Here is a 20,110-nt window from a genome sequence, read left to right on the forward strand (position 1 = left end):
GGGAGGCCATCTTGTTCGGCTTGGTCGGCTTCGTGCTCTTTTGGCTGCTGACGCTGTTCATCCTCGTGATGATCGGCCGGATGATCGTGGACTGGGCTGTCACGCTGGAAGCCCGCGGCGACTGGGTTTGGAAGGTGCGGCGGGTGACGCACGCGGTCACCGAGCCCGTGCTGGCGCCCGTGCGGAAGATCCTGCCGCCGCTGCGGTTCGGCGGGTTCGGGCTGGATCTGGCGTTCACCGTGGTGTTCGTGCTGGCGCTGATCCTCAGGTCGATCGTGGCGTGAGGACGCCGGGGTTCAACAGTCCGGCGGGGTCCAGTGCTGCCTTGGCGCCGGACAGGGCCAGCGCGAAGACGTCGGGGCGTTGCCGGGAGTACCAGGGCATGTGGTCGCGGCCCACTGCGTGGTGGTGAGTGATGGTGCCGCCTGCAGACAGCAGAGCCTCCGACACCGCGGCCTTGATCTCGTCCCACTGCGAGGTCAGGCTGCCCCACCGCCCTGGCGCGTAGATGCCGTAGTACGGCGCCGGGCCGTCCGGGTAGACGTGGGTGAAGCGGCACGTCACGACGCCGATGCCGCACACCGAACGCAAAGCATCAGTGGCCGCCGAGACGACAGCAGCGTGCAACGACGCGAAACGGTCCCACGTGCACGCCGTCTCGAACGTCTCGGTGATCATCCCGTGCTGTGCCATGGCATCGCGCTGGTAAGGCATGCGCAGGAACGACTTCCGCCACTGCGCGGCCGCTCCCTCGACGACCTCGCCGTCACCGCACAGCTCCAACGCGGCCGCCAGCAGCGCGTCCACCGGGTGATCGCACGACTCGAAACCCAGCACCAGCACCGAAGACGGCGAACCGGCGTTCAGGAACGCCTCGGCCGGGTCCAGCAGACGGCAGTTGGCCGGGTTCAACCCGGACTGCGCGATCAGCCGGGTCGCCTCGACCGCACGCTCCCACGACGCAAACCGCACCGAAGCCCCCGCGCGGAACGACGGTGGCGACTGCAGCCGCATCCACGCCTCGGTGATCACGCCCAACGTCCCCTCGGAGCCCAGGAAGAGGCGGTCCGGCGACGGACCCGCGCCCGACCCCGGCAGCCGGCGCGACTCGGAGACACCGGCGGGCGTCACGACCCGGAGCGACTCGGTCAGGTCGTCGATGTGCGTGTAGAGCGTCGCGTAGTGGCCGCCGGCGCGGGTCGCGAGCCAGCCGCCGAGCGACGAGAACTCGAACGACTGCGGGAAGTGCCGCAACGTCAGTCCGGAAGCCTTCAGCTGCGCCTCCAGCGATGGTCCGAACACGCCCGCCTGGATCCGCGCGGCACGAGACACCGGATCGACTTCCAGCACCCGGTCCAGCAGCGAGAGATCCAGCGTGACGACACGGTCCAACGAACGCGGCTCCACCCCGCCGACCACGGAAGTGCCGCCACCGAAAGGAATCACCGCTACACCGGCCGACGAACACCAGTCGAGCACGTCGACGACGTCCTGCTCGGTGCGCGGCCGTGCGACAGCGTCCGGCAGCGGTCCGACGTCACCGGCGAGGTTGCGAGTGACGTCGCGGTAAGCCTGACCACGGGCGTGCGAAAGCCGGTCGACGACATCGGTCGAGTAGAGATCGCCGGGAGGCACGACGCGGGGCGGCGGCACGTCCAGCGACGAAGGATCCGGCGGAGCGTGGAACGTCAGGTCCGCGTCCGGCAACACCGCCCGCACGCGCGAGACCAGCTCACCGCGCTCCGAAGGAGTCACGGCGTCCTCGACGTTGCCCCAGCCCCACCACGACCTCGTTGTCATGGCGAGCAACGATAAGCGAAACTCCCAAGTTCTGAAATAGGGATGAGTAGAAGTACGGGCGCGCGACGGGCGTCCGGACCACTAGCGTCCGCAGGCATGAAGCCTGGGGGAATAGTGGCTTTGACCGCGGCAGCACTCGCCGCCGGAACAGCGTGGCACTACGCGACCCGGCCGCCAGGAGACTGGTGGACGGATGCCGCGGCCGATCAGTACGCGCAGTGCATGCCCTGGTGCGCCAGCGGACCACCGGTCGTCAAGAGCACCACCAGCCCGGACCGCCTCACCGATCTCGAGGGGACCAGCCGGTGGGACGTCATCCAGATCCACCACGACGAGCTGAGCGACATGAGTGCCGCGTTCGGCGGCTACCACCGCGCCATGACCGCCTGCTACGAGGTGACCTTCAACTACTACGGGAAGACCGGCGGACCTAGGCGCGTCGACTGCCCGCAGAACGGCACGGGGGCGACGCCGTGAAGTCCTGGGGGATCGCGCTTCTGCTGGTGCTGATGACCGCGCTGGGCGGGGCCATGTACCTGGTGTCGAGACCGGACGGCACCAGCGCCACCGACAAGAAGGCCCACGAGGTCGCGGATCGCATCGGCTACCCGGTCGGGGTCGACGGCAACTCCTACGCCCGCTCCGCCCTGCACGGGAACACCGACCAGAAGTACTTCGCGGTCATCGGCATCACCGACAGCCCGACGAACGACCCGGAGAAAGTGCGCGTGAGCCTGGTGTTCCGCGTCTACGACCCCGGCACCTCGGAGTCGCAGTCCTTCCGGCTCTGGGAGCAGGACCCGGTGCTCGCGTGCTACCGCGCCGACTTCACCTACTACGGCGTCACAAAGGGCGGCCCCGACCGCATCCGCTGCCCCGAGAACGCCAGGCCGATCATGCCGCCACCCGCGCAGAAGACGGGTGTGCCGGACACCTACCTCGAAGCCTTCAAGACGATCCTCGCCGAGCTGCCACCCGCGCCAACGCAGGACGAGGTGCTGAAAGCGTTGCGCGCCAAGCTGCCGCCGGTGCCGGTCGACGAGCAGACCAAGCTGCCGTGGGTCGACCCGCGCCTCGACGCCTTCGTGAAGGACGGCGCCGTCGGTGTCATCGCGGGCAGTGGCGGTGACTGCCTGAACGGCGTGCGCCTGGCCGACGGAACGGTCCAGGCGTGGTACCCGCCCCGCGTGCAGACGCAGCCGGGCGAGTACGGCTGCTCGGGCCAGAGCGCACTGCAGCTCTACCAGGTGCCACCACCTAAATGACCCGCGCGACGGGCGGTGAAGCGCTACCGTCCCGCGTCATGAAGTCTGGGGGGACAGCGGCTCTGCTCTGGGGAGCGGCGGCTTTGGTGGCGGCCGTGCTCGTCGGGCTCGCGTACATCGGTTCGGGACCGGAGGGCGACTCGTCCACCGACGCCGCCGCCGACAGCGCGGCCGGGTGCCTCACCAGGCACCCGATGCCGGACAACGCTGCCGGGTTCGCGCGCGACGAGCTGAATCAATGCGGCGGCTGGGACGTCATCGAGTACACCGACATCGGCGACCGCCTCGCCGAGCCCGAGAAGCCCAGCGTGCGCCTGGTGATCCGCGTCCACCGCGACGAGCAGGCCGGCCTGCTCTTCCACGAGGACGCCATCAACGCTTGCTACCGCATGGAGTTCAACTTCCACGGGCGCGCCGGCGGCACCTCCCGGGTCAAGTGCCCACCCGGTGCCCCGGCGCTGCTCCCGCCGGGTGTCCAGCGCCACGGCGTGCCCGACGGCTACGCGGAAGCCTTCAAGGCGGCCCTGTCCGCGCTACCGCCCACACCCACCCGCGACGAGGTGTTCACGGCGGTGGACGCGAAGCTGCCACCGTTGCCGATCGACGAACACGGGCAACCGTGGCGGGCGCCACGGCTGGACGCGGTCGTCGAGAACGGCGAGATCGGTGTGATCGCCGACGGCGGCCGCGACAAGTGCCTGGAGGGCGTGCGCCTCGCGGACGGCACGGTCACGGTCGAAGTCGCGGAGCCCTCGAACACGACGTATGCCAGCGGAGGCTGTGACCCCTCGAGCGCGCTCTCCAAACGCTAGCCCGCGCCGAAGCACACGAACCCGACGGCGGCAGCGTAAGCAGCGTCGTCGGCAGCAGCCCGTTGCACCGCGGCCAGGGCCTCGGCGGGCGCCATCCCCGCGGCCAGCTTCTGGTGCAGCTCCACCATCACCGGCGCCGTCCCGTCGGTCGGCACCGGCACGACAGGCGCGATCAACGTCCGCGTCCCGAGCCCCAGCAGCGCCGCCGTGAACCCCATCAGCTCGTCACCAGGCCGCACCGCCGACTGCCCGGTGTCACAGGCGGACAGCACCACCCGAGCAGGAGGCGTCCGCAACCGTTCGATGTCGTAGACCGTCAACGGCCCGTCAGCGAGTTCCAGTGCCGAGAACAGCGGGTTGTCGACGCGGAACGACCCGTGCGCCGCGATGTGCGCCAGCGCGGCACCGTCCATTGCGGACGCGACAGCGCTCACCGTCGCCTCCGAGTCGACGAGAACACGACCGGGAACGTGCGAGCTGATCGCCTTGATCTCCGCGGGCGCGGCCGCCATCCGAGGCCCGGCGGCCAGCACGGCCTCACCCGAAGCGTCAGCGGCGGAACAGGCTCGCAGCCACACCGCGGCAGAAGGCGCGACGGTCACCTGACGCTCCAGCACAGCCCACGGCAACCCGTTCAACGCACCCGTCGGCACGACCACCAACGGCCGGCCGTCGATCCGCGCCGCCAGCGGCGCCATCAACCGCTGATCCAGCAACGATGCGGCGTGCGCGGCGGAAGACCGCGCCACCGCCAGATTCGGCAGCTGCGGCGGCAGAGTCACCAACCGGTGCAAGGCGAAGCGCAGCAACCGGATCTCCCGGACCACGCCCTCCGACGACCCGAGCGAGTGCAGCGATGCCCGGCCACCCGCGAGCACCACCGCCATCAACGAGCCGTCGTACTCGACGAACTCGATCAACGCCGCAGTGCCCAGAGCGGACACCAGCGATGCCACCGAAGGCGGCTTGAACACCGCCACCTCACCAGACATCTGCCGCGTCAGGTCACGAACCCGTTGCTCGGCCCGGACCAGCTTCACCCGCAACGCACCAGCGGGCTTCCCGGCCAGCAGAGCCGACTCGATGTCCGCCGACACCGCCCGCAACGAAGCCAGCGCGTCCTCCAGCCGCGGGTCGTCCGGCGGCGACACGGCCTTCATCCGCAACGCACCGGCCCGCCAGCTCTCGGTCCACGACAGCACCCGCGCGGCGTTCCCGGACGCCACGGCCAGCCGCAGGCCCTCCAGCGCCAAGGCCTGCCCCTGCACCCCTGTCGACGCCCGCAGCTCGGCCGCACCAAGAGAAACCCGGTACTCGTCGAGCAGCCCGATCCCCCGGCGCAACGCGGCGGACGTGCCGCGGACGTCCCCGGAAAGCTTGCGCCGCAACGCCTCCGCGTACCAACCGCGCACCCGCAACCCAGCAGGCCCGCGCAACCGCGCGGCAGCGGCGACGGACAGCTCCGACACCGCGCGAGCCCGGTGCCCGAGATCAGCCGCGACCAGCCCGGCGTCGATCCGGGCCTCCAGCGCGGGCAGCCGCCAGTCCATCGCGTCCAGCTCGGAGGCGACCCGCGACAACGCCAGCCGCAACGGCCGGGTCCGGTCACCGCGCAGCACGGCGGCGTGCAGCTCCAGGTACCGCGCCCCGGCGGCCCACAACAACCGTTGCTCCCGCCGGAACCGGCGACGAGCCTCCGCCGCGAAGCCGTTCGCCGCGTCGGGATCGTCGTCCAGCAACGCGATCCGCGCCCGGAAGTACAACGCCTCCGACACGCCCAGCGGGTTCTTCAACGCCTTCAGCTCGGTGATCGCCCGGTCCGCCGCCGCGCGCGCCTCGTCCAGCAGCGGCACCGACACCAGCAGCTCCAGCCGGTTCACAAGCAGCACGGGACGCATCACGTCGAGCCGCCGGTGCACCTCCTCGGCCTTGTCGAACAGGGTCAGCGCGGCCGGCACGTCACCGGAGCGCGTCGCCATGATGCCCGCGTTCCAGTGCACGTCCGCGACCCCGAGCTCCTGCCCCAGCTCCCCCAGCAACGCGGCGGCGAGCGCGAAGTCCGCCGACGCCTCACGCATGTTGCCCACGTACGCGCGCGCGAGGCCCCGATTGTTCAACGCCCGTGCCTCCACGAGCTTGTCACCGACGCGGCGGGCTCCGGCGATGGCGGCGGTGTAGTCGCGCTGGGCCTCGTCATGACGCGTCAGGTAGTGGAAGACGACGCCGCGCTGCATCAACGCCGCCACCGCGTCGGCACCGGAGAGCTCCGGCATCGCCTCGTCGAGCGCCTTCAACGCCTGCTTCTGCTTACCGGTGTAGACGAGCACCCACGCCAGGCTCATTTGCGCCAACGCGGACAACCGGGGCAGCGCGGCGTCGCGCGCGATCCTGATCGAGCGACGCAGATGCCGGGCCGCGCCGGGGAAGTCGTGCATCTCGCGCAGCGCGAGGCCGATCGCGCGCTCGGCGATCGACCATTCCGCGCGATCTTCCGTCGTGCGGAGGACCGCGCGGGCCATCTCGACGGCCGCACGCGGGTTGCGCTGCCTGGCCTCCAGCGCGTCCTCTGCGGAAAAGTCGCTCACGGCGTCACTTTATCGGCTGTGGTAGCTTGATCAAGCTCGGTCGGGGTGCCCGTCAACGCTGCTTTAGTGAGGCCGTGGTGTCGAAAACGCCAGAAAGCGCGGAGCTTTACCAAAGAGCTTTTCTGCAGCTCATCGCCGAGGACAAGAACATCAGCTTCCACGCCGAACGCGGGCGTGAATTCCTTTATCGACCCGGCCAGCTGCTCGTCAGCGCCGAGGATCAGCAACGCGTGATCGAGAAGCTGCGCGAAAACAACATCGTCGCGCGACCCGGCGAAGGATTCGCCGGAATGGCCCGGTTGACGTTGCCGAACAACGCGGAGGACATTCCGCGCATCGTTCGATTGTTGCGAGATCAACGAAACTGGCCTAATCAGCGGGTGCCACTCGTACAACCGCACCACGTGATCGTCGGCCACGGCGGTCTGATCATGGGCAACCCCGGCGACCGGCCGTACCCGGCGGACCCGATCAGCGCGCCCAAGTCGGACGAGCGGCTCAAGGACATCCGCGTCGGCGTCATCGACACCGGCATCTCGCAGGGCGCCGACAGCGAGCACTCCGACTGGTTCGCCTCGCGCTACGCCAAGGAGATCGACGACGTCGACCCGGCGTACGCCAGCGGGGACGTGTTCGCGTTGCAGGGCGGGCACGGCACGTTCGTCGCGGGCGTGATCCAGGCCGCCGCGCCGGGCGTCACGTTCGACCCCGAGGTCGCGCTCGACGCGAACGGGTTCGGCGACGAGGAACGACTCTGCCGCAAGATCACCGAGCTGGGCCGCAAGAAGGTCAACGTCCTCAACCTGTCGCTGGGCTGCTTCACCGAGGACGACGTGGCGTCCGAACCGATCCGGCGCACGATCGAGGCCCTGCCCTCCGACATCGTCGTGGTCGCCTCCGCCGGCAACTCGGGCACGCAACGGCCGAGCTGGCCCGCCGCCCTGTGCGGGGTCACGGCCGTCGCCGCCGCGGAGCAGACGAAGGACGGCGCGATCATCCCCGGCTGGTACTCGAACTGGGGCCACTGGGTCGATGCCTGCGCGATCGGCAACCGCGCGTCGACCTACCTCAAGGGCGAGTGGAAGCTGCCCGGCGAGGCCGCGCAGCCGTTCGCGCTGTGGGCCTACTGGTACGGCACGTCGTTCGCCGCGCCGCTCGTGACGGGCAGGATCGCCGCCACGATGGCCTCGGACGGCATCACCGCAGTTCAGGCGCGTGACAAACTGTTGAGCGAACCGGAGTTCCACCCCGGCTACGGGGTTTTTGTCAAATAGTTGTATCTGGGGAGCAACCTCGGCCTCCGCCAGTTGTGACCGCAAGGAGTCGACGTGACCTCTGCATCCCCGATCGCCGTGCTCGTGAGCGCGGCGGCCGAGGGCGATCAGTCGGCGTGGAACGAGATCGTCGATCGTTACACGCCGCTGGTGGTGTCGGTGATCTACAAGCACCGGCTGCGCCCAGCGGATGCGGCCGACGTGAACCAGACGCTGTGGCTTCGGCTCGTGGAGCAGATCGGACGACTGCGCGAGCCGGAGGCGCTGCCCGGCTGGATCATGACGACCACCCGCAACGAGTGTCTGCGCGTGCTGCGCGTGCAGCAGCGGACGCACCTCTACGACCCGTTGTCCGAGGCCGACGCGCTGGAGTCGGAGCAGATGGACGCGGACGTGGAGGCCGACCTGCTGGCGGTGGAGCGGCGGCAGGCGTTGCGGGACGGGTTCGCCGACCTCACGGACCAGTGCAAGCGGTTGCTGACGAAGCTGATGACGGATCCGCCGCCGAGCTACCAGGTCGTGAGCGAAGAGCTCGCGATGCCGGTCGGCAGCATCGGCCCCACGCGGATCCGGTGCCTGGAGAAGTTGCGCAAGACCCCTGCTCTCTCAGCTTTCCTGGGAGGGTCGGCCACGAGAGGAGGTGTGCTGGGTGCGGCACGACTGGGACAGTGACGAGATCTTGCTCGATGCCTTGCGCGACGCGTTGAGCACACCTTCGGAAGAGGTTCCGCCGGAGTTCGTGGAAGCCGCGAAGGCCGCGTTCACCTGGCGGAACATCGACGAGGAACTGCTGCTCATCACGTCGTACGACTCGGTGCTGGACGATACGCTGTTCGCCCGCGCCCGGTCCACGGCGACGGCGAGGCAGCTGGTGTTCGACGCCGACGGCGTGTCGTTGCAGGTCGAGGTGTCCGCGGCCGGGATCACCGGTCAGCTGATGCCGGGAGGCGGTTCGGTCACGCTCGTGACACCGTCCGGCGACCACGAATCGGCGGCAGTCGACGAACTGGGGATGTTCGTGATGGGGGCGGCACCGCGCGGACCTGTGAAGTTCCGGTTCGCAAGTGGTTGCACCGATTGGTTTATCCTCTGATAACCATTCGAGTGACACTGGAATTCGCTCGTTCGGCCTACATCTGCGGCCAGTAGGGTTGTCGACGCTCAGAATTCGCATCGCGAGAGGTGTGTACTGCTGTGGTCGATCGAGTCAGCTGGGTTCCGGAAGGTGTCAACGTCGACGTGCCGAGTTCCGCCCGGATCTACGACTACCTGCTGGGCGGCGGCCACAACTTCGAAGCGGACCGCGAGACGGCGGAGGCGCTGATCAAGGTGCTGCCCGTGCGGGGCATGGCGCGGCTCAACCGCGCCTACCTGCGGCGGGCGGTGCTGGAACTCGCGGACCTCGGCATCCGGCAGTTCCTCGACCTCGGCTCGGGCATCCCGACGGTCGGCAACGTGCACGAGGTGGCGCACGAGGTCGCACCGGAGTCGAAGGTCGTGTACGTCGACTTCGAACCGGTCGCGATCACGCACGCCGAGCTGATGCTGGCCGACGAGCCGAACGTGACGGCGTTGCTCGGCGACCTGCGCGAACCGGAGAAGATCGTCGCGCAGGCACGCGAGCTGCTCGACTTCTCCCAGCCGATCGGGTTGCTCGTCGTGGGTGTCCTGCAGTTCATCCCGGACTCCGACGACCCGTGGAGCGTGTTGTCGCGGTACGTGGAATCGCTGTCGTCCGGCTCGTACCTGGCGCTGTCGCACTTCACCGCGGACAGCATGCCGGCGGCCATGGCGGCGGGTAAGGAGATCTTCGCGAAGACCGCGGAGCCGATCACGCCGCGCACCAAGGCCCAGGTGACGGACATGCTGGCAGGGCTGGAGATCGTGGAGCCCGGCATCGTGTTCACACCGCAGTGGCGCCCCGAGACGCCCGAGGACGTCGGCGACGACCCGACGAAGGCCAACCTCTACGCCGCGGTGGGCCGCAAGCCCTGATGGCCACTTCGCCCCTCGCACAGCGCTGGGCGGCTGTTCTGATCGAGAGCGCGTACTCGCCGATGTCCCGGCGGAAGCTGACGCAGCATCTCGAGGAACACGCCGCCCGGCTTCGTGCTGGGCAAGCCGCGATCGCCATCGGTGAATGGTTGGTGCGTCGACGCTTCACCGGCCCGGACTCGTTGCGCCGCACGCTGGAGGTGCTCGCGCCGGAGTTCCCGCCCGACGTGCTGGGGGCCTTGGCAGCCGGGTACGTGCGGGCGACGCGCGACCAGCTGTTCGCCGAGCAGGAGAAGGTCAAGAACGCGCTGCTGAAGGCCGTCGAGGACGCGCAGCGCGACCTGCACGACAGCGAGGCCCGGTTCGCCCAGGTCTTCGCGTCGACGGCGGTCGGCATCGCGATCTTCGACCTGCTCGGCACGGTCGTGGAGGCGAACGAGGGGCTGGCGACGATCCTCGGTTACGAGGAGATGCCGAAGGAGCTGTTCGCCGAGGCGGACGCGGTGGCGCTGGCCGCTGCGTGCTCGCGCATGATCGCGTCCTCTGTGGACACCGACAGGCGCGAGTGGGAACTGAGCCGCCACAACGACGACACGGTGTGGGCGAACGTCGTGCTGTCGGTGCTGCGCGGGTCGGACGGGCTGCCGAAGTTCTTCGTCGCGCTGATCGAGGACGTGACCGAACAGCGGATGCTGCAGGAGTGGCTGCGGCACCAGTCGTTGACGGACCTGCTGACCGGGCTGCCGAACCGCGCGTCGTTCACGGACAAGCTGGAGTCGGCGCTGGCGTCCGGCGAGCCGTACACGTTGGGATACCTGGACGTCGACAGCCTGACGATCGTCAACGACGGCCTGGGCTACGTCGCCGGTGACGCCGTGCTGGTGGAGGTCGCGCGACGGTTGCGAGTGGTGCTGCCGGACGCGGTCGTAGCGCGGGTCGGCGGCGACGAGTTCGTCGTGCTGATCCAGGGGTCGCCGGACGTCGCGGCGCTGGCGGCGATGATCGACGACGAGCTGTCCGAACCGGTGTACCTGGAGGGCGCGGGTGTCGCGGTGTCGACGTCGATCGGCTTCGTGCACGCCCAGGGTCCCGGCGTCGACCCGGCGGTCGTGCTGCGGCGCGCGCATTCGACGTTGCGGCGGGCCGAGAACGGCGGCAAGAGACAGTGGGCGATCTACGACCACGAGGCCGACGTCGCGGATCGCGCTCGTTTCGCACGGATCGCGGCCATGCCCGGTGCCTTCGAGAACGGCGAGATCTCCGTGGAGTACACGCCGGTGTCGTGGATTTCGGGCTCGCTGGCCTTCGTCGAGGCTTCCGTGCGGTGGGGTGCTTCGCGGCACGACGACGTTGTGGCCTATGCCGATGCCTTGGGACTGGCTGCGCGCCTCGGGCAGATGGTGTTGCAGGACGCGTGTTCGCGCGGCGAGCCGGTGCTGATCCGGTTGTCCCGCGACCAGTCACGCGACCCGGACCTGGCGGCGCACGTGCGCTCGAACCTGCGGGCCTGCGCGTTCCCGGCTTCGTCGTTGTTCCTGGCGCTCGACGTGCGGGCGATGCCGGACGGCGAGGAGAACCTCGAAGTGCTGCACGACATGGGTGTCCACGTGTTGCTGCACGAGTTCGGCGGCGGGTTCGCCGGGTTGTCCACTGTGGACCGCAGCCCGGTGTGGGGCGTCCGGCTGGCCACGCCGCCGTCGGAACGGCTGGCGCGCCAGGGTTTGTCGCTGATGGTGCCGCTGCTGCGATCGGCGGGCGTGCACGTGATCGGCGGGCCGGGCGATCGCGACGAGCTCACTGCTCTGGGCGTGGATCTCGTTGTGTCGTGAGCGGTTGTGGCCGTCAGGGAGACCACAACCGCTCACGATCAGCTGTCAGGCAGCGTCGACGACCTCGGTGAGGTCAGCCTTCGCGGTGCCGGCGAAGAGCCGCTCGACACGGGCCTTCTCCGCCGCGTTCGGGGTGCGCGACTTGCAGTCGACACCGCCGGTGGAGCCCGACATCAGACTGGAGCACGGCCCCGGCTTGACGTCCGGCAGACCCAGGATGTGCCCGATCTCGTGGGCGGCGATTCGCCTGATGTCGTACTTCTGGTCGATCGCCTGCTTGCCCATCCAGATCTTGCCGTTGCCCAACGAGGTCGGCTGCGCCCTCGGCCAGCCGGGGTCGGACACGATGGTGAAGTTCGCACGCGCGCCGGCGGCGGCCTTCTTGATCTGGACGTTCTTGACGCTGGAGTTCCAGATCGCCACAGCGTCCGTGATCTCCGTCTCGTACTGCGCCGCACCCGTGGAGTTGTAGGTGATGGTGCGGGCTGCTTGTGCGGTGCCCACGACGCCGAGAGACAGGGCGGCGGCGCTGGCCAGCACAGCAATTGTTTTGCGCAGGAACACAGGAATCTCCTCGCAATGCAGGGTAATTGCTCCCCGACTGTATCGCCGAAGCGTTGGCGCACAAGAAGAGTCAAGTGTCAACCAGCGCTGTCACGGTCCAGAGACTTCGTCGGTGACCGGCCCGCACGCTGCGGTTTTGCGGCGTGCCACCACGAACAGACCGCCGCCGGAAGAGGGGTATAACTGTTGACGCCCAGTGGGCCTGATGGCCCGAAAGGCGTCAGCGCCTACGACCGGCCGATCTCGTCGAGCACGGACCGGATCTTCTCCGGCGAGCACTCGAAGGAATCCATGTCGACGCCGTACGGGGTGTCCTCGGTCGGGTAGAGGTTGCACCAGAACAACCCCTTCGCGGTACCCGGCTGCACTACCAGCCGTCCGTACTTGCCGAACTTCCGCCACTCGAACCTGTTCCGGTCCTCGCCGTTGAGCGGCAACGACACGGTCTCCTTGGAGTCACCGGTGCGCACGTCCGCGACGAGCCGGCCGGAGTAGGCGTTGTCCCCGTCCGCCTTCAGCTGCACCAGAACGTTGCCGGTCTCACCGGGTTCGAGGTTGAACGCGAACGGACGGCTCTGCCCCTCGGCCTTCTCGTACGCCTTGAGGTCGCGGTCCAGCCGGAGCTCCAGCGCGACGAACTCCCCGTTGCCCTGGTCCGGGCACTCGAAGTGCACGGACGGCTGCGCCTTGGTGGTCTCGACGTCCACCGCGCGGATGTTGTCGATGGTGAGCATCGCCCCGTCGTCCGCGGAGTTGCGGATCGCGATGCCCTGGTTCCGCGGGATCTCCGTGCCGAAGCGCCGCAACCACTCGACCTGGTCGCCGCCGCAGACGTTGGTGGAAGCGAACGGCATCTGCTCGAAAGGCACGTCGAGAGGCAGCGCGAAATGGGTGACCTGCGGTTTGTTCGCGGGCTCCGCGGCGAGGCTCGAGGTGTCGGTGCGATCCGTGAACCAGTCGCGCACCGGGCCGGTCAGCGCGGCGATGCCGCCCACCACCCCGGCGACGATGACCAGTCCCCCGACGAACTTCGCGGCGCCCACCTGACCCGCCCCCTCCGAGCTCGAGTGCACTCAGAGGGTAGCGGCCGGCGCGTTCCCGCTGATCACCGTACGGTGAGTCGATGACCTACCCGCCCGGCTACGTCGAACAGCAGATCGAGATCCTGCGCGCTTTGTGCCAGGCAGCGGACTCCTACGCGGAGATCGCCGGGATCATCGCCACGTCAGCGGACGAGGCCACCGCTCTGGCCGCGCTCCAGGAGCGGCTCGGCACCGTCGAGATCGGCGCGCGAGCCGTGCTGGAGATGCAGTTCCGCCGTCTCCTGCCCGACCAACGCGAGCGCCTGCGCTCCCAACTCGAGGAGCTGAGCACGCAGGCGCAAGGATGAGCTAGGCGAACGACGGCTGGCGCAGCGCGTGCTCCACCAACGCGATCAGGATCTGCTTCGTCGACTGCCGGTTCCGTGCGTCGCAAGGAATTATCGGCACCGAGGACGGGATCGTCAGCGCGTCCCGCACCTCCTCGGCCCGGTGGTGCATCAGGCCGTCGAAGCAGTTCACCGCGATCACGTAAGGCAGATCGCGGTCCTCGAAGAAGTCGATGGGTGCGAAGGCCTCGTCGATCCGGCGGGTGTCGACCATGACGACGGCGCCGATCGCGCCGCGGACCAGGTCGTCCCACATGAACCAGAACCTGTGCTGGCCGGGCGTGCCGAACAGGTACAGGATCAGGTCCTTGTCCAGGTGCAGGCGCCCGAAGTCCATGGCCACCGTGGTGGTGACCTTGTCCGGGACCGCGGACAGGTCGTCCACGCCCACCGAAGCCTGGGTCATGACGGCCTCGGTGGTCAGCGGGGTGATCTCGGAGACCGAACCGACGAACGTCGTTTTACCGACGCCGAACCCGCCCGCGATGACGATCTTCGCCGACGTCGCGGTCAGGTCGACCCCAGGTGACCCGGGACGACCCGGAGCACCGTTGCTCATGGGGAACTTCTCTCTACTCAGGCTCGCATGGAAACGTGGAGCTGGGCACGGATCTCCGGCGTCAGCTGGAGACCGACCCGTTCCACCAGCCGGGTCATCGCGTAACCGATGAGCCCGATGTCGCAGTTGGGTGCGGCGAGCACGGCGAGGCAGGACCCGTCGCTGATGGACATCAGGAAAAGATAGCCCCGTTCCATCTCGACGACGGTTTGTTTCACCTCACCCGCCTCGAAGCAACGCGCCGCGCCGAGGTTCAGCGAGACCAGGCCGGAGGACACGGCGGCCAGCTGTTCGGCGCGGTCGTGCGGGAGGCGGTCCGACGACGCGAGCAGCAGACCGTCAGCCGAGACGACGATCGCGTGCGCTACACCGGCGACCCTGCTGACGAAGTCCTCGACCAGCCAGCTGAAGTTGTCCAGTTCCTCAGTCGCGGTGGTCACTGGTGTTCCCTTTCTGCGATCACGGGGATGCCTCCGACGGCCGAGTCGAAGAGCGACTCGCGGCCCATCTGGACACCCTTCTGGTACGTGGCGAACCGCTGACGGAGCCGTTCCGCGGAACGGCCTCCGGTACCGGCGGCCGCCAGCTGGGGAACGGGTGACGACGGTTTGGGAGAGGAGCCCGGAACCAGGCGCGCCTTCGGGACGCGCTTGGGCAGGCCGTTCTCCGTCGTCTGTGCGGGCACGCTGGTTTCCAGCGCCCCGGCGGCACGCCAGCCCTCGTCGGCCGATCCCCAGTCGGACTCGGCGAAGTCTGCTACCGCGCGCGGCACCGCCGTTGGTGCCTCGGACTTCGAAGGTTCCACCGGACGCTGCCGCTTGGGCAGACCGTTCACAGTGGAGGGTTCGGACTCGTCGTGTTCCGGCTCCGCTGCCGGAACGTCCTTGGTGGAACTGGAGCCAACGGGTGTCACGCCGACGACCGTGGCGGCGTCGACGGCCGGCCGCTGCGGTGCGGCAGCCGGAGTCTGGAACCAGCGGGACAGGCTCTCGGCGTCGATCTCCTCGACGTCGTCCCTGATCGCCGGGAAGATCTCGGTCGCGGGGTCGGCTGGCTCCCTGGGCTCGGGAGTCTCGGCCGGCCGTTCCATCGGCGGCTCGTACGAGTACGCGTCCTCAGTGGACACCTCGGATGCCTCGACGCGCGCGGTGAACAGGCCGTCCGCGGACGTCTGCTCGATGCGGTGGCGCCCTGAGGGCTCGTCCTCGGACGGCGCGGACGGCACCACGACCGGGTGCTCTGGCGTCCACTTCGGCACACCGGCGAGACCCTCGTTGGTCGTCTCGACCGGAGAGGCGGCGGGCAGCGGCAGCGCGGGCGCGGGTCCCTTGTGCAGCAACGAAATCGGCAGGATCACCTGGGCGGTGACACCGCCCTCGATGTCGTCGTTGTTGCCGAGCGTCACGCGGATCTCGTGGCGCTTCGCGAGCTGGCCGACCACGTACAGGCCCATCTCGCGAGCGACGGAGACGTCGACCTCCGGCGGCTCGGCGAGCTTCGCGTTGGCCTCGGCGATGTCCGCGTCCTGCATGCCGACGCCGCGGTCGTGGATGCGGATCGCGATCTCGCCCTTGCGGGTCTCGATCGTGCGCACGGTGACCTTGGTGGTGGGCTTGGAGAACGCGGTCGCGTTGTCGAGCAGCTCGGCGACGAGGTGCGCGAGGTCGTTGACCACGCGGCCCTGCACCATCAGGTCCGGCGTCGGCGCGATCTGCACCCGCGCGTACTTCTCGACCTCGGACACCGCGGCGCCGAGCACCTCGGAGACCGCGACCGGGCGGGTGACGCGGCGGTTGACCGTCGTGCCGGAGAGCACCAGCAGGTTCTCGCTGTTGCGGCGCATCTGCGTCGCGAGGTGGTCGAGCTCGAACAGCGACGCCAGGTGGTCCGGGTCCTGCTCGTCCTGCTCCAGCCGGTCGATCACGCTGATCTGGCGTTCCACCAACGCCTGCGAGCGCCGCGACAGGTTGATGAACATGTCGTTCACGTTCGCGCGCAGGGCCACCTGCTCGACGGCGAGGCGGACGGCTTCGCGCTGCACGAGGTCGAACGCGCGCGCGACCTGACCGACTTCCTCGGTCGTGTTGATCGGCACCGGGACGATCGCCTCTTCCGCGGCGCGTTCCGGCTCGCGGTGCGAACGGATTCGGCGAATGGCCTCGGGCAGCTGGTTGCGGGCCACGTCGAGGGCGCTGCGGCGCAGGACGCGGAGCGGTCGCAACATCGACTGCGCGACCATCGCCATCAGACCGAACGCGACGATCAGCGACGCGGCGACCAGTGCGGCGTCGCGCCACGCGTCGGTGCGCGCGATGCTCGCGAGGTTCGAGGTCGTGGCGTCGGCCTGGCTCTCCAGATCCGTGGCGACGTCGCGCAGCAGGTTGGCGGTGTCCTCACCGATCTTGAGGACCTCGGCGTCCGTGATCGACACCGGCTTGCCCTCCGCGTCCTGCGCCAGCGCCAGCTTCACCAGGCGGTTGCGGCCGTCGACCGACGCACCGGACACCTTGTCCTGGAACTTCTGCTGGTTCGCCGCGGAGGCCACGTCGTTGAACTCGTTCAGCGCCGCGTCGAGCCGGGACTGCGCGGCCCGCAGCTCGTCCGTGCCTCCGGGGGCGAATCCCTTGCGCAGCGCGGTCGCCGTGAGGATCGCGTTCTGCTGGCCGAGCTGTTCCTGCGCTTGGTAGAGCGCCTGCGCGGCGGCGACCAGCGGAACGATCGCCGGTTCGCTGAGGCTGGAGATCGCGGCGCGGTGCACCTGGCCGAGCGAGGCGATGATCTGGTTGTAGGCACCGATCACGGCCATGTCCGGGTACTTCGTGCTGAGGATCGTGATGCGCAGGCTCGCCAGGCCGTCCAGCGACTGCAGCGACTTGCCGAACGCTTCCTTCAGCGGCGCGCTCAACGCGGTCGTCGTCGCGCCGGTGTCCCGGTACTTGCCCAGTTCGTTGTCGGTGAGGCCGGTGCGGGCGGCGTGCTCGGGGCACGCGTTCTGCCTGCCGGCGCCGACGCACTGCACCGCCCAGTCGCGCTCGACCTGCAGCGCGTTCTCCACCTTCGCGGCCTGATGGCTCACGGCCAGCTCGCGCTGGACGGTGCCGAACAGCTCCACGTCGTCGAGCTGCGTGTTCAGGCGCAGGCCCGCGAGAGTCGCGGTGCTGAGAGCCGGAACGAGCAGAACCACCGCGAGCTTGCTGCGCAGGCGCCAGTTGCGTAGACGAAACCGGTCGATGCCCCGCTGGTCCTCACGACCGCGCACCGTCAACACTCCCCGCCCCGTTTAATAGCTGCAAACCTGGTGGATCTTGGAGTAAAACACGCGCTTCTCATACCGCCGTTCGGACGACGAAACAGCTGGTTCGAGAATCAACAACTTCGACCTGCGCGGCTAAACGGACCCTCATCGATAATTCATCCGGAGGAAACAGCAGCGCGGGTGACCATGATCACGGCACGATCACAGTCACCCGCGCTGTTCGTCAACTGCCGGAGGGCTGGATGAGCATCGGCTTGACGTCGAACTCCTTGTCGAGCAGGCCGTAGCGCTGCATCAGCTGCGGGACGCGCTGCAGCCGCGTCGCGTCGAGCGTGGTCGGGAACGCGCCGAAGTGCACCAGAGCAGCGGTTTCCTTGTCGACCTTGGCGTACTCGACGAGCAGCGGCTCGACGGTGGGACGGTCGACGGCGTCGGCCTGACCCTTGGCGATCGCGCGCTGGAACGCGGCCACCGTCTTCGGGTTCTCCTTGGCGAACTGACCGCTGGTCGCGAAGCCCGCGATCGGGATGTTGTCTGTCGGACCCGAGGCCGCGTCGAGAATCTTGACCTGGCCGGCGGTGCGCTGAGCCTTGGTGATGAACGGCTCGACCATGAACGCCGCGTCGACGGTCTTGTTCGCGACCGCCGCCTGCATGTCCGGGAACGGCATCTCCTTGAACGTGACCGACTTCGGGTCGACGTTCGCCGCCTCCAGCGTCGCCTTCGCGGTCAGTTCCGCGATGTTCTTGAAGGTGTTGATCGCGATGGTCTTGCCCGCCAGGTCCTTGGGGCTCTTGATGGCCGAGTCACCGGCCGCCAGGATCAGGAACATGTCGGGTTTGGCCTGGTAGCCATCGGCGATGAGCTTGAGCCCGTCGACCGCCTTGGCCGCGTCCTTCGACTGGGCGGCGAAGAACGAGACCCAGTTGCCGAACGTCATGTCCAGCTCTTTGCTGATCAGGCCGGGGATCGCCTGAGCACCACCCTGGATGGTCTTGAGCTCGACCTCGAGGCCCTCGGCGGCGAAGTAACCCTTCTTCTTCGCCACGTGGACGGACGCCACGTCGAGGATCGGCAGGACCCCCAGGGTGATCTTGGCCTTCTCCACCTTGCCGTTCGCGTCGGGGGTGGGAGCAGCCTGCTCTTTGCCGCCGAGCAGTCCACAGCTCGCCACGGTGGCGAGCAGCGTGGCAAGGGCGATGCCACGGACGGCGATGCGGCGGACTCTTCGAGTCATCGGGAGCACTCTCCTGTCGGAGCGGTGTCGTCGTTGCGGGGTGAGCGCGACGGTCAACCACTCAGAGTAGTGATACTGCTCCAAAAGACCCCAGTTGACCGACACGTGCAGGTTCCAGTCCACTACCTGCGGTGAGCATCTAAGCACAGCAGGTCTAGGGCTAGGAGAACCCAGTTGAAGCGCGCTGTAGCCGTTGTCGGCGCCGGGCCGGCCGGTCTGACCTTGGCAAACCTGATCCAGCAGTCAGGTATCGACTGCGTCGTCCTCGAAAAAGCTAGTCGTGCTCATGTGGAAACTCGACCACGGGCGGGTGTCCTGGAGCATCGCTCTGTAACCATGCTCGACTCGCTCGGACTCGCCGATCGTTTGCTGATGGAAGCAGACCGTCACGGAACGTGTGAATTCCGCGTGAGCGGCCAGGCGTTCCAGGTGTCCTACAGCGACTTGTACGGGGACCAGAAGCACTACGTCTACCCGCAGCAGGAAGTTGTCAAAGACCTGATCGGGTCATTCCTCGACGCCGGGGGTGACATCCGGTTCTCGGTCAGCGACGTTGAGTTGCGAGACCTGACGTCCGCTGAGCCGTCCGTGCACTGGACCAGCGCCGATGGGGTGCGCACGTGTGTCAGCGCCGACTTCGTGGCCGGGTGCGACGGGTTCCACGGGGTGAGCCGTCCATCCATTCCCGATGGAGTGCTGAAGGAATTCACCCATCAGCACGGAATTGAGTGGCTGGCCATTCTCGCGGAGGCTCCTCCGTCGACTAAAGCGATCATTTACGCATTGCACGAGGATGGTTTCGCAGGACACATGTTGCGATCGCCTTCCGTTTCCCGCTTCTACTTGCAGGTGCCGGTTGGAACTAAAGCTTCGGACTGGTCCGATGAACAAGTGTGGGAGGCGTTGCACAAGAGGTTCGCGTTGCAGGACTCCACCTGGTCGCTGACCGAGGGAAAGATCATCGAGAAGCGCGTCCTGGACATGCGCAGCCACGTGGTGGAGCCCATGTCGTACGGCCGGCTCTACCTGCTGGGTGACGCAGCCCACATCATCACCCCGGTCGGCGCCAAGGGCATGAACCTCGCGCTGAACGACGCCGCGACGTTCGGACGTGCGCTGATTGACTTCTACGCCACCGGATCCGAGGCCGGCCTCAAGACCTACTCGGACGACTGCCTGCACCGCGTGTGGCGCGCACAGGAATTTTCACAGTGGATGCTGAACATGATCCACACGGACGTGAGCTCGCCGTTCTTCGGACGCTTGGCCCAGGCACGACTGGAGCACCTGGCCGAGTCGGCGGCCTACCGCGCGACCTTCGCGGAGAACTACGTCGGCCCCTGAGGGCACGAATCTCGCCCTCTGGGGTGAGTCCGGGGCTTGCCGCTTGCGCCGACCGGGTGAGATCGGCGGGAAACCGGGTGACACCCCGGGGTCCCCTAACGGGTGACACGGTCCCCCTAGGGATCTCGTTTCGTCACGATCTGGGGCCAACTCCCGATGCC

General features: G+C 68.2%; 20 protein-coding genes. 11 read left to right on the plus strand and 9 right to left on the minus strand.

Translation table 11 applies throughout. The features are described 5' to 3' along the window. Nucleotides 1-11: 11 nt before the first annotated feature. Nucleotides 12-284, plus strand: coding sequence for a YggT family protein (locus AB0M24_RS38845; protein ID WP_363778493.1), 273 nt, complete (start codon nucleotides 12-14; stop codon nucleotides 282-284). Here the strand turns inward: AB0M24_RS38845 and AB0M24_RS38850 are convergent. After that, a complete protein-coding gene (locus AB0M24_RS38850; protein ID WP_363778495.1) occupies nucleotides 265-1,800 on the minus strand; it encodes an FAD-binding oxidoreductase in 1,536 nt (511 codons plus the stop codon). The two genes, AB0M24_RS38845 and AB0M24_RS38850, sit on opposite strands and share 20 nt — an antisense overlap. Before the next feature lie 96 nt (nucleotides 1,801-1,896). On the opposite strand from AB0M24_RS38850, the gene AB0M24_RS38855 reads away from it, so the two are divergent. The 3 genes from AB0M24_RS38855 to AB0M24_RS38865 are packed head-to-tail and all read left to right on the plus strand — an operon-like array spanning nucleotide 1,897 to nucleotide 3,877. Beyond that, nucleotides 1,897-2,277 carry a hypothetical protein gene (locus tag AB0M24_RS38855; RefSeq protein WP_363778497.1) on the plus strand — a complete coding sequence of 127 codons (381 nt, stop codon included), beginning with the start codon at nucleotides 1,897-1,899 and terminating at the stop codon, nucleotides 2,275-2,277. Beyond that, a complete protein-coding gene (locus AB0M24_RS38860; protein WP_363778499.1) occupies nucleotides 2,274-3,065 on the plus strand; it encodes a hypothetical protein in 792 nt (263 codons plus the stop codon). The genes AB0M24_RS38855 and AB0M24_RS38860 overlap by 4 nt, the downstream gene beginning before the upstream one ends. Nucleotides 3,066-3,103: 38 nt before the next feature. Next, complete coding sequence (locus AB0M24_RS38865) at nucleotides 3,104-3,877, plus strand: hypothetical protein (RefSeq protein WP_363778501.1); 774 nt, start codon at nucleotides 3,104-3,106, stop codon at nucleotides 3,875-3,877. On the opposite strand, the gene AB0M24_RS38870 is transcribed toward AB0M24_RS38865, so the two are convergent. Together AB0M24_RS38870 and AB0M24_RS38875 are read right to left on the minus strand one after the other, a co-directional pair. Next, nucleotides 3,874-6,462, minus strand: coding sequence for a CHAT domain-containing protein (locus AB0M24_RS38870; protein WP_363778503.1), 2,589 nt, complete (start codon nucleotides 6,460-6,462; stop codon nucleotides 3,874-3,876). The two genes, AB0M24_RS38865 and AB0M24_RS38870, sit on opposite strands and share 4 nt — an antisense overlap. Continuing rightward, a complete protein-coding gene (locus AB0M24_RS38875) occupies nucleotides 6,459-6,881 on the minus strand; it encodes a hypothetical protein (protein ID WP_363778505.1) in 423 nt (140 codons plus the stop codon). The genes AB0M24_RS38870 and AB0M24_RS38875 overlap by 4 nt, the downstream gene beginning before the upstream one ends. On the opposite strand from AB0M24_RS38875, the gene AB0M24_RS38880 reads away from it, so the two are divergent. From AB0M24_RS38880 to AB0M24_RS38900, 5 genes are all read left to right on the plus strand, one after another. Beyond that, nucleotides 6,867-7,736 (plus strand): S8 family serine peptidase, encoded by an 870-nt coding sequence (locus AB0M24_RS38880; protein WP_363778507.1) that lies wholly within the window; start codon nucleotides 6,867-6,869, stop codon nucleotides 7,734-7,736. The two genes, AB0M24_RS38875 and AB0M24_RS38880, sit on opposite strands and share 15 nt — an antisense overlap. A gap of 54 nt (nucleotides 7,737-7,790) precedes the next feature. Beyond that, entirely contained in the window at nucleotides 7,791-8,408 is a 618-nt protein-coding gene (locus AB0M24_RS38885) for a sigma-70 family RNA polymerase sigma factor (protein WP_363778509.1), read from the plus strand. Then, nucleotides 8,386-8,829, plus strand: a complete 444-nt coding sequence (locus AB0M24_RS38890; protein WP_363778511.1) for a hypothetical protein — start codon at nucleotides 8,386-8,388, stop codon at nucleotides 8,827-8,829. The genes AB0M24_RS38885 and AB0M24_RS38890 overlap by 23 nt, the downstream gene beginning before the upstream one ends. A 101-nt stretch (nucleotides 8,830-8,930) precedes the next feature. Then, the gene (locus tag AB0M24_RS38895) at nucleotides 8,931-9,731 is read left to right on the plus strand and encodes an SAM-dependent methyltransferase (protein WP_363778513.1); all 801 of its coding nucleotides are present in this window, start codon (nucleotides 8,931-8,933) and stop codon (nucleotides 9,729-9,731) included. Next, on the plus strand, nucleotides 9,731-11,560 hold the full coding sequence (locus AB0M24_RS38900; RefSeq protein ID WP_363778516.1) for a diguanylate cyclase: 1,830 nt from the start codon (nucleotides 9,731-9,733) through the stop codon (nucleotides 11,558-11,560). The genes AB0M24_RS38895 and AB0M24_RS38900 overlap by 1 nt, the downstream gene beginning before the upstream one ends. A gap of 45 nt (nucleotides 11,561-11,605) precedes the next feature. Here the strand turns inward: AB0M24_RS38900 and AB0M24_RS38905 are convergent, their stop codons facing one another. Together AB0M24_RS38905 and AB0M24_RS38910 are read right to left on the minus strand one after the other, a co-directional pair. After that, nucleotides 11,606-12,124, minus strand: a complete 519-nt coding sequence (locus AB0M24_RS38905; RefSeq protein WP_363778518.1) for a snapalysin family zinc-dependent metalloprotease — start codon at nucleotides 12,122-12,124, stop codon at nucleotides 11,606-11,608. 227 nt (nucleotides 12,125-12,351) lie between these two features. Then, nucleotides 12,352-13,167, minus strand: a complete 816-nt coding sequence (locus AB0M24_RS38910; protein WP_363778520.1) for a hypothetical protein — start codon at nucleotides 13,165-13,167, stop codon at nucleotides 12,352-12,354. Nucleotides 13,168-13,247: 80 nt separating this feature from the next. Here AB0M24_RS38910 and AB0M24_RS38915 point away from each other — a divergent pair, with 80 nt between their 5' ends. Next, nucleotides 13,248-13,514 (plus strand): hypothetical protein, encoded by a 267-nt coding sequence (locus tag AB0M24_RS38915; protein WP_363778522.1) that lies wholly within the window; start codon nucleotides 13,248-13,250, stop codon nucleotides 13,512-13,514. A gap of 1 nt (nucleotide 13,515) precedes the next feature. Here AB0M24_RS38915 and AB0M24_RS38920 read toward each other — a convergent pair whose 3' ends face one another. The 4 genes from AB0M24_RS38920 to AB0M24_RS38935 all read right to left on the minus strand — a co-directional run bounded on the left by AB0M24_RS38920 (nucleotide 13,516) and on the right by AB0M24_RS38935 (nucleotide 18,605). Next, on the minus strand, nucleotides 13,516-14,112 hold the full coding sequence (locus AB0M24_RS38920) for an ATP/GTP-binding protein (protein ID WP_112227775.1): 597 nt from the start codon (nucleotides 14,110-14,112) through the stop codon (nucleotides 13,516-13,518). A gap of 17 nt (nucleotides 14,113-14,129) precedes the next feature. Further along, nucleotides 14,130-14,552, minus strand: a complete 423-nt coding sequence (locus AB0M24_RS38925; protein WP_030468876.1) for a roadblock/LC7 domain-containing protein — start codon at nucleotides 14,550-14,552, stop codon at nucleotides 14,130-14,132. Continuing rightward, nucleotides 14,549-17,371 carry a nitrate- and nitrite sensing domain-containing protein gene (locus AB0M24_RS38930; RefSeq protein ID WP_363778525.1) on the minus strand — a complete coding sequence of 941 codons (2,823 nt, stop codon included), beginning with the start codon at nucleotides 17,369-17,371 and terminating at the stop codon, nucleotides 14,549-14,551. The genes AB0M24_RS38925 and AB0M24_RS38930 overlap by 4 nt, the downstream gene beginning before the upstream one ends. A 220-nt stretch (nucleotides 17,372-17,591) precedes the next feature. Then, a complete protein-coding gene (locus tag AB0M24_RS38935; RefSeq protein ID WP_363778527.1) occupies nucleotides 17,592-18,605 on the minus strand; it encodes an ABC transporter substrate-binding protein in 1,014 nt (337 codons plus the stop codon). Nucleotides 18,606-18,779: 174 nt separating this feature from the next. Here AB0M24_RS38935 and AB0M24_RS38940 point away from each other — a divergent pair, with 174 nt between their 5' ends. Next, complete coding sequence (locus tag AB0M24_RS38940; RefSeq protein ID WP_363778529.1) at nucleotides 18,780-19,949, plus strand: 4-hydroxybenzoate 3-monooxygenase; 1,170 nt, start codon at nucleotides 18,780-18,782, stop codon at nucleotides 19,947-19,949. The last annotated feature ends 161 nt before the right edge of the window (nucleotides 19,950-20,110 follow it).

This window comes from Lentzea sp. NPDC051838, from assembly GCF_040681245.1.
Lineage (GTDB): Bacteria > Actinomycetota > Actinomycetes > Mycobacteriales > Pseudonocardiaceae > Lentzea.